The sequence below is a fragment of the Nocardiopsis sp. TSRI0078 genome, from assembly GCF_001905145.1.
Classification (GTDB): Bacteria; Actinomycetota; Actinomycetes; order Streptosporangiales; family Streptosporangiaceae; genus Nocardiopsis.
This window is the reverse complement of the sequence record NZ_LWLB01000003.1, coordinates 30,849-46,151: the sequence shown is the minus strand read 5'-3', so window position 1 is coordinate 46,151 and position 15,303 is coordinate 30,849. Positions and strand designations below refer to the sequence as shown.

15 protein-coding genes are annotated in these 15,303 nt (G+C 72.3%); 10 read left to right on the top strand and 5 right to left on the bottom strand.

Going from position 1 to position 15,303, the window contains the following annotated elements; translation table 11 throughout:
• Positions 1 to 88: 88 nt before the first annotated feature.
• Positions 89 to 553, bottom strand: coding sequence for a nitroreductase/quinone reductase family protein (locus A6A08_RS04925; RefSeq protein WP_073701323.1), 465 nt, complete (start codon positions 551 to 553; stop codon positions 89 to 91).
• 53 nt (positions 554 to 606) lie between these two features.
• Positions 607 to 1,149, bottom strand: a complete 543-nt coding sequence (locus A6A08_RS04920) for a VOC family protein (RefSeq protein WP_073701322.1) — start codon at positions 1,147 to 1,149, stop codon at positions 607 to 609.
• Between the two features lie 257 nt (positions 1,150 to 1,406).
• Between A6A08_RS04920 and A6A08_RS04915 the strand changes: the two genes are divergently transcribed.
• The 7 genes from A6A08_RS04915 to A6A08_RS04880 all read left to right on the top strand — a co-directional run bounded on the left by A6A08_RS04915 (position 1,407) and on the right by A6A08_RS04880 (position 10,565).
• Positions 1,407 to 3,050 (top strand): FAD-binding oxidoreductase, encoded by a 1,644-nt coding sequence (locus A6A08_RS04915; RefSeq protein WP_073701321.1) that lies wholly within the window; start codon positions 1,407 to 1,409, stop codon positions 3,048 to 3,050.
• 75 nt (positions 3,051 to 3,125) lie between these two features.
• Complete coding sequence (locus A6A08_RS04910) at positions 3,126 to 4,076, top strand: aldo/keto reductase (RefSeq protein WP_073701320.1); 951 nt, start codon at positions 3,126 to 3,128, stop codon at positions 4,074 to 4,076.
• Between the two features lie 304 nt (positions 4,077 to 4,380).
• Positions 4,381 to 5,616 (top strand): sedoheptulose 7-phosphate cyclase, encoded by a 1,236-nt coding sequence (locus A6A08_RS04905; protein ID WP_073701319.1) that lies wholly within the window; start codon positions 4,381 to 4,383, stop codon positions 5,614 to 5,616.
• Positions 5,613 to 7,817 (top strand): ROK family protein, encoded by a 2,205-nt coding sequence (locus A6A08_RS29080; protein WP_083608866.1) that lies wholly within the window; start codon positions 5,613 to 5,615, stop codon positions 7,815 to 7,817. The genes A6A08_RS04905 and A6A08_RS29080 overlap by 4 nt, the downstream gene beginning before the upstream one ends.
• Positions 7,814 to 8,659, top strand: coding sequence for a sugar phosphate isomerase/epimerase (locus tag A6A08_RS04890; RefSeq protein WP_073701318.1), 846 nt, complete (start codon positions 7,814 to 7,816; stop codon positions 8,657 to 8,659). The genes A6A08_RS29080 and A6A08_RS04890 overlap by 4 nt, the downstream gene beginning before the upstream one ends.
• Positions 8,656 to 9,366, top strand: coding sequence for an HAD-IA family hydrolase (locus tag A6A08_RS04885; protein WP_073701317.1), 711 nt, complete (start codon positions 8,656 to 8,658; stop codon positions 9,364 to 9,366). The genes A6A08_RS04890 and A6A08_RS04885 overlap by 4 nt, the downstream gene beginning before the upstream one ends.
• Positions 9,366 to 10,565: a serine hydrolase domain-containing protein gene (locus tag A6A08_RS04880; RefSeq protein WP_073701316.1), complete on the top strand. Its 1,200-nt coding sequence runs from the start codon at positions 9,366 to 9,368 to the stop codon at positions 10,563 to 10,565. Before A6A08_RS04885 ends, A6A08_RS04880 begins: the two co-directional genes overlap by 1 nt.
• A gap of 2 nt (positions 10,566 to 10,567) precedes the next feature.
• Here the strand turns inward: A6A08_RS04880 and A6A08_RS28130 are convergent, their stop codons facing one another.
• The gene (locus tag A6A08_RS28130) at positions 10,568 to 10,822 is read right to left on the bottom strand and encodes a response regulator transcription factor (RefSeq protein WP_073701315.1); all 255 of its coding nucleotides are present in this window, start codon (positions 10,820 to 10,822) and stop codon (positions 10,568 to 10,570) included.
• A gap of 284 nt (positions 10,823 to 11,106) precedes the next feature.
• Between A6A08_RS28130 and A6A08_RS04870 the strand changes: the two genes are divergently transcribed.
• Positions 11,107 to 12,129 carry a hypothetical protein gene (locus A6A08_RS04870; RefSeq protein ID WP_073701314.1) on the top strand — a complete coding sequence of 341 codons (1,023 nt, stop codon included), beginning with the start codon at positions 11,107 to 11,109 and terminating at the stop codon, positions 12,127 to 12,129.
• Between the two features lie 96 nt (positions 12,130 to 12,225).
• Here the strand turns inward: A6A08_RS04870 and A6A08_RS04865 are convergent, their stop codons facing one another.
• A complete protein-coding gene (locus A6A08_RS04865; RefSeq protein ID WP_073701313.1) occupies positions 12,226 to 13,110 on the bottom strand; it encodes a DMT family transporter in 885 nt (294 codons plus the stop codon).
• Positions 13,111 to 13,318: 208 nt separating this feature from the next.
• Between A6A08_RS04865 and A6A08_RS04860 the strand changes: the two genes are divergently transcribed.
• Entirely contained in the window at positions 13,319 to 13,699 is a 381-nt protein-coding gene (locus tag A6A08_RS04860) for a helix-turn-helix domain-containing protein (RefSeq protein WP_199866844.1), read from the top strand.
• Between the two features lie 94 nt (positions 13,700 to 13,793).
• Positions 13,794 to 14,204, top strand: a complete 411-nt coding sequence (locus tag A6A08_RS04855; protein WP_073701458.1) for a VOC family protein — start codon at positions 13,794 to 13,796, stop codon at positions 14,202 to 14,204.
• Positions 14,205 to 14,297: 93 nt separating this feature from the next.
• Here A6A08_RS04855 and A6A08_RS04850 read toward each other — a convergent pair whose 3' ends face one another.
• A complete protein-coding gene (locus A6A08_RS04850) occupies positions 14,298 to 15,302 on the bottom strand; it encodes an ATP-binding cassette domain-containing protein (RefSeq protein WP_073701312.1) in 1,005 nt (334 codons plus the stop codon).
• Between the last annotated feature and the right edge of the window lies 1 nt (position 15,303).

Sequence of the window (15,303 nt, the reverse complement as noted above, 5' to 3'; positions counted from 1 at the left end):
TCGGGGGCCGTTTCCGCGTCCCCGTGATCACATACTCCCGTTTTCCCGGAGCCGCCACATCACGTGACCACGTGAATTGTTCACGCGCTCAGAAAACGACGTTGTCGGCCGCGGGCACCAGTGCGACCACCGGGACGGACCGGTCGGTGCGCCGCCGGAAGTCCGCGAAGTTCGGGTCCTGGGCCGTCTGGCGCTCCCACAGGTCCTCCTGGTCGGCCTCGTCCACCAGGACCGGCCGGACCGTGTAGGTGTCCTGACCGACCTCGACCGAGCCCGCCCCGGACGCCATGAGGTTGCGGAACCAGTTCGGGTCGGTGGCCGCGCCCCCGTTCGCGGCGAAGACGACCAGTTGGGAGCCGTTCTCCAGGTAGACCAGCGGTGTGGTGCGCATCAGCCCGCTACGCGCCCCCCTGGTCGTCAGCAGAAGGAGGGGCTTGCCCTCGAAGCCCTCGACCCGGCCTCCCCCCGCCCGGAACCGCTCGATCACCTGAAGGTTGAAGGGGTTGCTGTTGACGGTGCTCTCCGCCGCGTCCCCCGTCCTCGTCGTCTCCACCGCTTCTTGCCCCTCTCGTGTGTTCGCTGTGTCCCGTCCGTCACCGGTCCGCGTCATCCGGCGTTCCGCCAGGGGGTGTCGGGGGTGTACACGCGGGCCGGGGTGTCCGCCTCATAGGGCATCCCCGGCGGCATGTTGATGAGTTCCATGTGCAGGCCCCACGGGGTCGTGAAGTACACCCAGCGGTCACCGGCGATCGGACCTTCCTCGATCGTCTCGGGCTCACCCAGGACGGTCACCCCGGCCGTGCCCCGCAGGTACTCGGTGGCCTTGTCCACGTCCTCGACGTGGATCGCCAGGTGGTGCCCGCCCCAGTCACTGTTCCGGGGAGGGCGGCGGTCCTGGTCGGGCGCGGAGTACTCGAACAGCTCCAGGTTGGTCGCCGGCCCGAGCCTGAGCATGGCGATCCATGCCGAGGCGTCCCGGTGGACGCCGAGCTTCCGGACCATCCAGTCCCCCTCGCGGTCCTCCACCGGCCCCAGGCGGTAGACGAGTTCCGCACCGATCACTCCCGTGAAGAATCCGACCGCCTCATCGAGGTCGGGAACGGTGTACGCGACGTGGTGCACCGCGTGTGCCCCGGGAATCGCCGACATTGTCTCCTCCTTCGCGCGAACGGTGTATCCGCTGCGCAGCGTGGAGCAGGCCGCCGGACCGGGGCAATCGTGAGCACGACTCTTTTTGAGGTCCGCCCCCCTTTCCGGGGTTAAGTGACAAAGTGGCGCCCCGCTCGTTGATGCACGGTCACCGGGGCCGCTGTTATGTGTCCGTGCCTCGGTGCGTGAACAGACCGCACCAACGGAAGACAAGCAGAGGCTGATTCTTCTCGTTCGAATCGACTGGTAGGTGGGCTATGGCCGTGATCAATCGGCGTGGATTTCTCGTTACGGGTTCCGCGGCGGCAGCCGGTGCGGGGCTGACGGGTTCTGCCGCGTCCGTCGACGCGGCACCCGCCTCCGCGGCCGAGGACGAGGCGTTCGTCCAGGTCGGGCCCGAGGACCCCCGCTACCTCGACTACATCTCCGGTATCAACCAGCGGTGGGTCGCCGAACCGGAGCGCGTGGTCCTGCCGCGCACCACCGAAGCCGTGGTCGAGGCCGTCCAGGACGCCGTCGACCGGGGCAAACGCATCACCGTGTGCAGCGGCGGCCACTGCTTCGAGGACTTCGTCTTCAACTCCGAGACCGAGGTCATCATCCACATGGCGCTGATGGACCAGGTCTCCTTCGACGAGAAGAGGGACGCGTTCGAAGTGGGCGCGGGGGCCTCGTTACTCCAGGTCTACGAGGACCTCTTCGCCGGCTGGGGAGTCACCGTCCCCGGCGGTATCTGCTACTCGGTCGGTGCCGGCGGACACATCGCCGGAGGCGGGTACGGCATGCTCTCCCGCCAGTACGGCCTCACCGTGGACCACCTGCACGCCGTGGAGGTGGTCGTCGTGGACAGGAGCTCCAGGGCCGAGAGCATCATCGTCGGACGCGACTCGACCGGTAGCGAACTCGACCTCTTCTGGGCCCACACCGGCGGGGGAGGAGGCAGTTTCGGGATCGTCACCCGCTACTGGTTCCGTACCCCGGGAGCGAAAGGCGACCCGTCGGACCTGCTTCCCCGGCCACCGTCGGAGATCTTCATCTCCACCGTCTCCTGGCCCTGGGAGGAGGTCACCAGGGATGGCTTCGCCTCCCTCGTGGACTTCTACGGCACGTGGCTGCGCGACAACAACGAGGCCGGCAGCACCGGAGGCTCGCTCTTCAGCTGGCTCATGCTCAACCACAGGAGCAGCGGCAGCATCGACGTCATCGTCCAGCTCGACGCGGGGCTGCCCCGGGCGCGCGCGGTGCTCTCGGACTACCTGGCGGGACTGAACGACGCCATCGGCCTCGGAGGGGGCGAAGTACGGCGGTCCGGTGTGACCGACTCACGCTACTCGACGACCCAGCGCCTGCCGTGGATGCGCGGGACCCGGTACATCGGCACGGTCTCGCCCACCCAGACCGACCCCAACATGCGGGGCAAGCACAAGTCGGCGCACATGCGCGCCCCCATGCCCGCGGACCAGATCGCCACGATCTACCGCCACCTCACCGAGAAGGAGCACAGCAGCCGCTTCGCCGGGGCGATCTTCGCCTCCGCCGGCGGCGCGATCTCCTCGGTCGGGCCCGAGGAGACCGCCGTCGCCCAGCGCGACTCGATCATGAAGCTGAACTACGAGTCGTACTGGCAGGACCCGTCCGACGACGAGGCCAACCTCGCCTGGGTCCGCGGTATCTACGGTGACGTCTACGCCGGGACCGGCGGGGTCCCGGTGCCCGGCTCCGTCACCGACGGGTGCTACGTCAACTACCCGGACGCCGACCTCGGTGACGCGAACCACAACACCTCGTCCACGCCCTGGTACGAGCTGTACTTCAAGGGCAACTACGACCGCCTCCTGAGAACCAAACGCGAATGGGATCCGCAGGACGTGTTCCGACACGGGCAGTCCATCGGTTCCTGAACCCGGACGGACCGCTCCCCGTGAAGCAGAAGGGGCGGAGAGCACAGTGACACCGCAACAGTGAGGAAGACACGAATGCGCACGACGACAATGGGCGGGAACGGACCGGAGGTCGGCCGCGTCGGACTCGGCACGATGGGCATGTCCTTCGGGTACGACCCGCACGGACGGGACGACGACCGCTCCCTGGGCGTCATCCGCCGGGCGCTCGACCTGGGCGTCAACCTCATCGACACCGCCGACGCCTACGGGCCCTTCACCAACGAGGAGCTGGTGGGCAAGGCCATCGCCGGGCGCCGCGACGACGTCGTCCTGGCGACCAAGGGCGGCCTGGTCGTGGACGAGAACGGACTCGGCCTCAACGGCACCCCGGAGCACCTGCGCGCGGCGGTCGACGGGAGCCTCTCCCGTCTGGGAGTCGACCACATCGATCTCTACTTCCTGCACCGGGTCGACCCCGAGGTGCCGCTGGAGGAGAGCTGGGGGGCGCTGGCCGAGGCCGTCGCCGCGGGCAAGGTCCGCTCCCTGGGACTGTCCGCGGTCGCCCTCGACCAGATCCGCCGGGCACAGGAGGTGCACCCCGTCTCCGCGGTGGAGTCGGAGGCGTCGCTCTTCACCCGGGACGCCTTCGAGGACGTCCTGCCCCACTGCAGGGAGAACGGCATCGCGTTCCTGCCCTTCTCCCCGCTCGGGCGCGGCCTGCTGACCGGCGCGTTCAGCAAGCCCTCCGACCTTCCCCAGGACGACTGGCGCGCCACACAGCCGCGCTTCACCGAGGAGGCCCTGGCCCACAACCGCGGCCTGGTGGAGACCGTCGGCCGTGTCGCGGAGCGCCACGGGGCCACCACCGGCCAGGTGGCCCTGGCCTGGCTGATCGCCCAGGGCGACCACGTGATCCCCATCCCCGGGACCAAGAAGCACGAGCGCCTGGAGGAGAACGCGGGCGGTGCCGACCTGGTCCTCACCAAGGAGGACATGGCCGAACTCGACGCCCTGCCCGCGCCCATGGGCGCCCCGGAGGACTGAACCGCCACCGCCCGGGACCGGTACCCGACGCCGACGGCGTACGAGACCCGTACCGGTCCCGGGCCGGCCCCGCGCCCTTCCCCAGACCCCGGCCGCCCCGCCGGACCCCGGCCCCCGCGGCCCTCCCCGTACCCGGGGGACGCCGGCCGCCCCTCGGGGCCGACACCACCGCATGACGGAGCCTGTGATCCACCGGCCGTGCCCACCAACGGCACCGTGCCGACGCGCGGACGCGGCCACACCCCGCGCGCGTCCGCGTCCTCACACCAGTCCCCGACCGGGACCAGAGCGAAGGACACTCCCCATGACCGCAGAGACCCTGAGCCCCGACATCCTGAAACCCGTATGGACCGACCTTCCCCGGCTCCCCGGCCTCAACTGGCGGGTGCACGCCTGGCAGCGGGTCGGATACGAGGTCAGCGTGGTCCGAGGACTGCTCTCACCGGACGACCCGACCCTCGCCCACGCCTGCGGCGCCGACGGCACCGCGGTCAAACGCTGCTTCGTCGTGGTCGACGAAACCGTCGACTCCCTGTACGGCGAGGCACTGCACGACTACTTCACCGCGTGGCGGATCGAACCCGAGTGGCACTCCGTGCCCGGAGGGGAGGACTCCAAGGAGCTGGACCACGTCGTCGAGATGACCGACGCCATGATGCGGATGGGCATCCTGCGCCGTTCGGAGAGGGTCGTGGCCGTCGGGGGCGGTGCCTGCCTGGACCTGGCCGGGATGACGGCGAGCCTGTACCGGCGGGGCGTTCCCTACGTTCGCGTGCCCACCACCCTGCTCGGCCAGGTGGACGCCGGTGTCGGTGTCAAGACTGGTATCAACCACGGCAACCACAAGAACCGACTCGGTACCTACTACGCGCCCGAGACGACCCTCATCGACCCCGAGTTCCTGCGTACCGTCGAACCGCGCCACATCACCAACGGTCTCGCCGAGATCATCAAGATGGCGCTGGTCGTCGACCCCGCCCTCTTCTCCCTGCTGGAGCGGTCCGTCCCCGGGCTGGACGCCGATGCGTTCGCCGACGGCGGCCCCCTCCCGGTCGAGGTCATCTCCCGAGCCATCGCCGGAATGCTGGACGAGCTGGAGCCCAACCTGTGGGAGACCGTGCTGGAGAGGGCCGTCGACTACGGCCACACCTTCAGCCCCTCGTTGGAGCTGCTGGCGGACCCGCCGCTGCTGCACGGTGAGGCCGTGGCGATCGACATGGCGGTCTGCGTGGCCCTGGCCCACGGCCGAGGCATGCTCTCCCTCCACGACACCGAGCGCGCCCTCGGCCTGATCCGCGCGGCCGGACTCCCGCTGACCGACCCCGTCTTCACGGCCGACCTGCTCACGGGTGCCCTGGCCGACGCCGTCAAGCACCGTGACGGACTCCAGCGCGTCCCCCTGACCAGCGGTATCGGCCGTGCCGATTTCGTCAACGACATCACACCGCGGGAGATCACCCGGGCCCTGGAGTTCGTCGCCTCCTACGCTGAGGGCGCCCACGGTGTGCGAGTGCCCGAGAGCGAAGGCGCGGCCTCGTGACCGCCGCCGGGGCTCCCGCCGCGCGGCACGGCACGGCCGGAGGCGTCACGGTCTTCGACGTCGGCGGTACCCACATGCGCCGTGCCGAGTGGTCACGCGAACACGGGCTGGGCGACGTGACCGTGGAACCCGCTCCCAGCATGCTCCTCAACCCCGGCGAACCGGTGGACGCGCTCAGGAAGAGGTTGCTGGACGCGCTCGGTGACGCCGTGCCCGCGCGGTCGGAGCCGCGGGTCGCGGGTGTCTCCCTGGGCGCGGCCCTGGACCACCGCACGGGCACCGTCTACGGGTCGGCCCCGCTGTGGGGGGACGAGACCGAGCCCTTCGACCTGCTGGGAGAACTGAGGCGCAGGCGGCCGGACGTCTCCTGGCACGTGGTCAACGACGTCACCGCCGCGCTGTTGCACCTGGCCGGATCGCCGCGGTGCGCCGGCCTGCGCAAAGTGGCGCTGATGACCGTCAGTTCCGGAATCGCGTGCCGTGTCCTCGACCGGGTCCGCGACGTCGTCCCCACCGACGCCTGCGGGCTCCAGGGGGAGGTGGGCCACCTGCCCGCCACCGCCCGCCTGCGTGGACGCCCCGTGGAGCTGGACTGCGACTGCGGCGGCCCCGGACACGTGGCCGCGTACGCGTCCGGACCCGGGATCCGGCGTATGGCCGAAGTCCTGCGCGAGCGTACGGGCGAGGAGTGGGCGCGTTCCCGGCTGGGGACAGCCATGGCCGGCGGCCGGGGGTTCGAGGAGGCCTTCCACACGGCTCTGGAAGAGGGTGACGCCATCGCGGGCGAACTGCTCACCGCCGTCACCGCCCCGGTCGCCGACGTACTGAGGACCGCCCTGGCACTCGACCCCGAACTCGACCTGGTCGCGTTCACCGGAGGGGTGGCCGTCCACCTGGCCGACCACTACCGCGACGCCCTCCTCGACCACCTCTCCCGGGACGGGCTCTACCTCACGAGCGACCGAGAGCCGAGCTGGGTCCTCGACCGCGTCGTGGTCTGCCGACCCGGGGAGGCCAACGGCCTGGAGGGTGCCGGCCACGCCGCGCTCTCAGCGAGGGCGGCGGGACCGCTCCGTGAGCACCGGGCGGTGGTGCGTGAGGCCGCGGGACCGATCGTGCGAACGCGCACCACACCGGAACCCGGCCCGGGAGAGCTCCTTCTGGAGCCGTTGACGGTCGGGGTCTGCGGAACCGACATCCAGATGCTGCGAGGCCTGCGGGACGACCCGGCTCCCGTCATCGGACACGAGGGGGTCGCCCGCGTGGTCGCCGCGGGGCCGGGAACGGACTCCCGGCTTCGCCCGGGAACCACCGTCACCGTCAACCCCACCCACCCTGACGATCCCGGTTTCCTGCTCGGCCACAACGTCGACGGGCTGCTCTCCGAGCGCGTCCTCGTCCCGGGCACCGCGGTCCGCGCCGGCCTCGTGGTGCCGCTGGCCGAAGGCCCCGAGGACGAGCTCGCCGCGCTGGTCGAACCGCTGGCGGTGGTCGGCTACTCCCTCGGGGCCCTGGCCCGGTACCGACCGCGAACCCTGGTCGTGTTCGGTGACGGGACGGTGGGTCACCTGGCCGTCCGGGCGGCCGGCCACCTGCTCGGGACCGGGGTGCGGACCGTCCACGTCCACCACACCGGGACCGGGCTGGAGTGGAGTGAGTCGGCCCCCCACCGGGCCGACGTCCGTCTGCGGGCGTACGGGACCGGCACCGCGCCGTCCGACGTCGCACGTCCCGCCGGAACGGTCGCCGCCGTGGTGGCCACCCCCCGGGACGCCACGGCCTCCTGCCTGGAGACGGCCCTGTCCTGGGTGGGGGACGGTGGAGTGGTCGACGTCGTCGGCGGCCTGCCCGCCGACACGCGGATCCCCTCACTGCCCGACACGGACCTGGCGGGCCTGCGCGCCGCGAACCGCGCGGGAGTCCCGCGACCTCCCCGTGTGGCCTCCCTGACGACGGTGTCCGGTGACCGGGTGCGCGTCTTCGGCCACCGCGGTGTCTCCAACGACCACCTCGTCGAGGCCGCGGCCGAACTGCGCCGGCGTCCCGAGCGGTACCGAGACCTCGTGACCCACAGCACCGACCTCGACGGTGCCGTCGGGATCATGTCCGAGCTGGCGCGCGGATCCCGGTACGTGGACGGCGGGCGCGTGGTCAAACTCGCCGTCCGCGTCTCGGACCGCGCCGAAAGGAGGGACCCGTGAACGGGGTCCGGGTCGGGGTGGCCGACTGGCGCCTGCACCTTCGGGGCTGGCACGCCGTCGACCTCGCGGCGCGGGTCGGCGCGGACGGGGTCCACCTCGACCTCGGCGGCCCGGGGCGCGGCCCCCGGATCGACCGCCGGGGCGCCCTCGCCCACCTGCGGCGCCGCTCCGAGGAGACCGGTGTCGCCGTGCTCGCCCTGACCGCCAACGTCCTCAACGACATCGGCCTGACCGCCGAACCGGGCGGCACCGACGCCCTCCGGGTGCGCAGGATCCTCATCCGACTGATGGACGCCGGCCACGCGCTGGGCGCGCCGCTGGTGTTCGTCCCCAGCTTCCGGCGCAGCGCCATCGGGGGCCCCTCGGACCTGCGCCGCACCATCGACGTCCTCCGCTGGGCGGCCCCCGAGGCGGCTGCCCGCGGACTGCTCCTCGCCAGCGAGAACGTCCTTGCGCCCGACCAGGCCGGGGAACTCGTCGAGGGCGTGGGGTCGCCGGTCTTCCGGTTGCTCCTGGACACCTGGAACCCCCGGGCGGCGGGCGTCGACCCGCTGCCGCTCGTCCGCGACGCCGCACCGCACTGGGCGGACCAGGTGCACCTGAAGGAGGCCGACGGCGGCACCGTCGGCCGGGCGCCCCTGGGCCGCGGGCACCCGCCCGCGGCGGACGTGCTGAGGGCCCTCACCGACCACGGCGTGCGCATCGGCGCACTGGTCCTGGAGAACGACTACCGGGACGGCGACACGGCCAGGCTCGCACACGACACGGCCACGGCCCGCCGCTACGCCGACGCCCTCCCGGGGCCGCGGCCGACAGAACCCCTTCCGGAGGAGGCGCGATGACCACGATCCTGCGCGCACAGGCGCTGCTGTTCGACATGGACGGCACGCTCGTCGACTCGACCGCCGCGGTGCGGCGGACCTGGTGGCGCTTCGCGTCCCGGCACGGCCTGGACGGGGACGAGATCCTGGCGGCCGCACAGGGACGGCGCACCATCGAGACGGTCGCCATGTTCGCGCCTTCGGGAACCGACGTCGATGCCGAGACCGCCTGGCTGGTCAGTCAGGACGAGACCGACACCGACGGCGTCACGGCGGTTCCCGGGGCCCGGGAACTGCTCGCGGCGCTGCCCTCCCACCGATGGGCGCTGGTGACCTCGGCCGGCCGCGCGCTCGCCGCCGGCCGTATGGCGGCGGCCGGCCTGCCGCTTCCCCCGGTCGTCGTCTCAGCCGACGACGTCGAACACGGCAAACCCCACCCGGAGGGATACCGCGCCGCCGCACACGCCCTCGCCGTCTCCACCAGGTCGTCGGTGGTCTTCGAGGACACCGAAGCGGGGCTGCGCGCCGCGCACGCGGCGGGCGCGCTCCCCGTGGCCGTCGGCGACCACGACGCTCCCACGGTCCACGGGCCGCACCGGATACCCGACCTGTCCCTGGTCGGGGTCGAGGACCTCGGGGAGGACGGACTGCGGCTCCGGCTGCCCGCCTCCTCCGCGCACTCCACAGCACCACCGGCGATGCCGGTCCCCACGGAAGGAACCTCCTGATGACCGCCACCGATGACCGCACCCGGACCGTCCACGGCTTCACCGCACCCGGCTTCGAGGAGGTGCGCGAGGAGTTCGAACGCAACATGACCGAGCGGGACGACCAGGGGGCGGCCCTGGCCGTCACCCAGCACGGGGTCACCGTGGTCGACCTGTGGGGCGGCCTGGCCGACTCCACCACAGGCCGCCCATGGCAGCGGGACACCATGCAGATGATCTTCTCCGGCAGCAAGGGCGTGCTCGTCACGGCGCTGCTGGTGCTGGTCGACCGCGGGATCCTCGACCTCGGCGCTCCCGTGGCACGCTACTGGCCCGAGTTCGCCGCCAACGGGAAGGCGGACATCACCCTCCGGGAGGTGGTCACCTTCACCGCGCGCGTGCCGGCGGTCGCCGCACCGCTGAGGCAGGAGGACATCAGCGACGCCGAGGGGATGGCCCGCCTGCTCGCACGGCAGGCGCCGGAGTCCGACGAGCGTGCGGAGGGCATCCTGTACGGCCCCTACGCCGCGGGTTGGATCGTCGCCGAGGTGGTGCGCCGGTCCACGGGACGCGGACTCGACCGGTTCTTCGCCGAGGAGGTCGCCGGACCGCTCGGCCTGGACATCCACTTCGGGATCACGCCCGACCTGGACCACCGCATGGCCCGCACCGAGTACGGGACCGGTTTCCTTCCGCAGTTCGACGGCTTCTTCACCAGCGATGACCCGCTCACCCAACGGATCTGGCAGAACCCGCGTCCCTTCCCCGCGGACGAGGAGACCTGGAACCGTCCCGACCGCAGGTTCCGGATGATCCCCGCGGCCAACGTGATCGGCACGGCCAGGTCGTTCGCCAGGATGTACGGGCTGCTGGCCATGGACGCGGCGAGGGACCCGCAGGAGCGGCCCGCGCTGCTTTCCCGGACCCTGCTCGACGAGGCCAGGGCGGTACACGTCGTCAAGACCGACCAGCTGATCGGCGTCCCCATGGTCTACGGAGGCGGCGGCTACCGTCTGCGGACCAAGGAAAGGCCCGGCCCCGACGGCAACTCCTTCGGTCACGACGGCGCCGGCGGCTCGGCCAACCAGGCGTGGCCGCGGGCCGGGGTGGGGGTGTCCTACGTCATGAACCGGATGATCGCTCTGGGGCCGGACGACAAGCGGGCGGGATCACTCCTGAAGGCGGTGTCGGCGGCGATCGGCCGCCGGGCGGACGCCTGACCTCATCCCCGGAGCGCGCGCGATCCCTCCTTCGAGAGGAACAGCCGTGTCAGCTCCACCCGCGAGGAGACGCTCAGCTTCTGGTAGGTGTGGCGCAGGTGCGTGTCCACCGTGTGGTGGGATATGCGCAGCTGGCGGCCGATCTCCCGGTTGGTTCTGCCCTCGACCGCCAGACGGGCCACCCGGGCCTCCGAAGCGGTCAGCGAGTCGATGCCGCGTCGGGTCCGCGCGGACGGGGTGGATCCGGTGAAGTCCATGTGCGTCTCCTCGTGTGGTCGTCCCTGCGTTCTCCCGTGCGCTCCGGGCGCACGGCACCGTTCGGTGCGTTCGCCGGAGGACGCGAGCGACCGAACACAGGTGACTCTCCTCCGGCCGCGGCGCGCGGACAACGACGATCCTGTGACTTCGTCAGGTGGGGCGCCGGGGCTCCCCGGTGCCCCATCCGGCGAAGGTCGGAAAGTAGGGCCGACGGCCGTGTACGGGCGCTCCGGAACCGGGAGGATGCGGGAACCGGGAACCCGCATCCAGGCAAAGGACGGACATGGCGGACCTTGAGGGCACCGCGGGGGTGGACCCCGTCCCGCTCAGCAGCATCCGCCTCCCCCTGGCCCGTCTTGGCGTCGTGTTCGAGGACGCCGACGTCGCCCACCGGGCGGACCGGGCACAGCAGACCTGGACCGGACGAACGAAGAGCGGCCGGCACGTCGTCGTCCAGCGCTTCCTCGGCCGCCCCGACGCCGCGGCGCGGAAACTGGACGCGCTGTCGGTCTTCGCGCGGGTCCACCAGCGGATACCGCCCGGGTCCTTGCGCGCGCCCCGGCTGCTGGCCGTGTCGTCCGCGGACCGTATCGCCGTACTCGAACACATACCCGTCATGCGGTCCGCCTTCGACGTCACCCCGGGGCGGGCCGTGGACACCGCGGTCCCCCGCGAAGGGGGCAGGGCCGTCGCCCTGCTGCACCGTACGGCTCCGGAGGGGGACACGGTTCCCGGCGAGGTGGTCACGGCGGAGTTCGAGGCGCGTGTTCGGGCGGCGCGCAGGGACGAGGCCCTGTTCCAGGCGATCGGGCGCCTGGCGAGGACCACCGGGCGGTCCGGTGTGACGCCCTCCCACCGGGGACTGCGGGCGGAACGGGTTCTCGTGGGGAGCGGCGGAGAGGTCGTGTTCGAGGGCTGGGAGGGGTTCGGATCCGCCGACCCCGCCCTCGACGTCGGCATGTTCGTGGGGGAGTGGCTGTGCGCGGGCGTACTCGTCGGGCCGGACGGGGCGGGATGGGGACGGCCGTGCCCGGACGACGCCGTGGAACGGGGGCTTCGGCGTTTCCGAGGGGTGCGCCCGGCGGTGGACGCCTTCTGGTCCGCCTACCGTGAGACCAGGCCGGTCGCGGGTCCCGCGCTCGCGGCACGCGCCACCGCTTTCGCGGGTCTGCACCTGATCGACCGGGTCACCGGGTGCGACGCCGCCGGCGGACACCCCGGCATGGAGGTCGGCCTCGACGTGGGACGGGCACTGGTCGTGGCCCCGCACGCCTTCACGGACGCCTTGGCTCTGTCGGCTGACTGAACCGTTCCGCGGAACTCGGGCACGACGGCGGGTGAGGGGGAGCGCGGCGGCGGGACCGGTGTTCGCTTCGCCGGCATGGGCCCGGGCCCTTCCGTGTCACGGCACGGGACCGAGACCCGACCGCCACCGGTCCTCGTCCCGGGGGACGGTGAGCAGCCGGATCCCGTACGCCGCCAGCAGGGCGCACACCACCGCGGCCACGCCGCCGACCCACCCGCCGACGTAGGACTCGTCCATGAACGCCACACCCACCACGGCCGCGGAGACCGGGTTGGTGAAGGTGGTGATCCCCAGCGGGGCGCCCAGCTCCATGCCCTGGTAGGCCGCCTGCGCCAGGAACAGGCCCAGCACCGCGATCACGGGCGTGGCCAGTGAGGACGCGTGTAGGAGCCCGGACGCCCCGGCCTCGCCGACGGCCGCCACCGCGGTCTTGACCGTGGCCGAGGAGACCCCGAAGGCCACCCCCGCCGCTCCCGCCAGCAGGTAGCTGCGCCAGGCGGCGGACCGGGCCCTTCCCGCCAGCCACGCGGTCGCCCACAGCAGCGCCGCCGTACCCGCGCCGACCACCGCCGAGTCCGTGTCGCCGAGCACGCCGCCCCGGCCGTCGGTCACCGTCACCGCCAGCAGCACGCCCAGGGCCACCGCGGTGAACGCCGCGCCGCGCCACTCCGCGCGGGTGACCCGGCGCCCGCCCAGACGGGCCGACCACGGGACGCCGAACACCAGCACCAGCACGCCGAACGGCTGCACCACGGTCAACGGCGCGTGGCTCACCGCCGCCACCTGGAAACCGGCCCGGGCCCCGTTGAACAGCAGGGACACCCACCACAGAGGGTGCCGCAGCAGGGCGGCCAGCTGCCTCCCTCCGGTGAGCGGCCTCGCCACCCGCACCGCGAGCCTGCGCTGGGCCACCGCCGCGACCGTGTAGGCCGCACACGAGAGCACCGCGAACACGATCCCCCACACCACGCCCGAGTCCATGACAGCGATGATTCCGCCTCTTCGAGTCCGCCCTCCGGCGGGTGCGGGAAGCACACGTCGGCCAAGGTCGGCGAGGGGGCGGGCGCTCCCGGCGGGGCATCCGGTTCGCACCGGGCGTGGACGCCGCCCCGGGACGGCGCGGCGGCCACCCGTACCGGAGGACGGGAGGGGAGGGAGGCCGTGGTGTGATGGAGGGGTGAGCCGTGCCGTGGAAGAGACCAACCGCCGTATGCTCCGGGCGCGGGACGCGATGGACCGGGCCTACGCGCAGCCGCTGGACGTACCGGCCCTGGCCCGGATCGCCCACGTGTCGGAGTCGCACTTCACGCGCACCTTCCGGGCCACGTTCGGCGAGACGCCCCACCGCTACCTCCAGTGCCGACGTGTCGAGCGCGCGATGTTCCTGCTGCGGGAGACCGGCCGCAGCGTGACCGACATCTGCTTCGAGGTCGGCTTCGGCAGCACGGGGACCTTCAGCCGCACGTTCCGCGACATCGTCGGCCGGTCGCCGAGGGAGTACCGCAGGGAGGCGGAGGCCGCGAACGTGCCGACGTGCTTCACGATGGCGTGGACGCGGCCGCACGCCTGACGGTGCCGCGTGTTCCGTACCGACCGTCGACCCGGCGGCGGACCGAGTGGTTTCGGATAAGTTTTCCTCCGGCCCGCTCAGTAGCGTGATGCACATGTTCAACGCGATCACGCACTCACAGATCTACGTCCTCGACCAGGACGAGGCCCTCGACTTCTACGTCGGCAAGCTCGGCCTGGAGGTCGGCGCCGACATCGACATGGGCTTCATGCGGTGGCTGACCGTCCAGGTCCCCGGCCACCCGGAGCGCCAGGTCCTGCTGGAGAAGCCGGGTCCTCCGGCGATGTCCGAGGAGACGGCGCGGCAGGTCCGGGAACTGGTGACCAAGGGCGCGACGGGCGGCACGCTCATCCTCTCCACGGACGACTGCCGCAAGACGTACGAGACGCTGTCGGGCCGGGGCGTGGAGTTCACCGAGGAGCCCACCGAGCGCCCGTACGGGATCGACTGCGGCCTTCGGGACCCCTTCGGCAACCACCTCCGCTTCACCCAGCCGAAGGCCTGAGGGTCCGGGGGCGGCCGCCCCGATCGTCGCACCGCCCGGGGCGGGCCCGCCGGGCCCTGTCGGACCCGCCCTCCGCACGGCTCCCGGAGGGTCCTACGCCCCGCCGCCGACCGCCGCACCCCGGTACAGCGCGGCGACCACCCCCTCGATGTCGGGCTCGCGCAGGGTCAGGTCGGCCACCTCGTGCCGCTGCGCGACCCGGGTGATCACCGCCGCCGGGTTCTCCGACAGTTCCAGCCACTGGCGCGGGCCGTCCACGCGCACGCACCGGCCGCCCTCCACCCCGATGGGCGGGGCGGGAGCGGCCAGGTCCACGACCAGCACCCGCGGAGCGGGCACGCTCGCGCGCAGCCCGTCCAGGCCGCCGTCGTAGGCCAGGCTTCCGCGGTCGATGACCACCACCCGCTCGCACAGGCGCTCCACGTCGCCCAGGTCGTGCGTGGTCAGCAGGATGGTCGTCCCCTCCTCAGCGTTGAGCCGCAGCAGGAACTCGCGGATGGTCGACTTGCTGACCACGTCCAGGCCGATGGTCGGCTCGTCCAGCACCAGCAGCCGCGGACCGTGCAGCAGGGCCGCGGTCAGGTCGCCGCGCATGCGCTGGCCCAGGCTGAGCTGGCGCACCGGAGTGGACAGGAACGGTCCCAGCTCCAACAGTTCGGTCAGTCCGGCCAGGCGGCGGGCGTGGTCGGCGGCCGGGACCCGGTACATGTGCCGGGTCAGGGCCAGGCTGTCCCGCAGCGGCAGGTCCCACCACAGGGTGGTCCGCTGCCCGAACACCACGCCGATCCTGCCGGCCAGCCTCGTACGCTGGCGCGACGGCTCCAGCCCGGTCACCCGCAGGTGCCCCCTCGTGGGGGTGAGGATGCCGGTGAGCATCTTCATCGTGCTGCTCTTGCCGGCGCCGTTGGGCCCCAGGTAGCCGACGATCTCGCCGGGCCGCACGGTGAGGGTCACGTCGCTCACCGCGCTGACGGTGCGCCGCCTGCGCCGCAGGAACGGACCCTCGGACAGGACGAAGTCGCGGCCCAGGCCGACGGCCTCGATGACGGGCTCCGCGGCGGACCCGGCGGGGTCGGTGGACTCTCGGACGGACGTCATG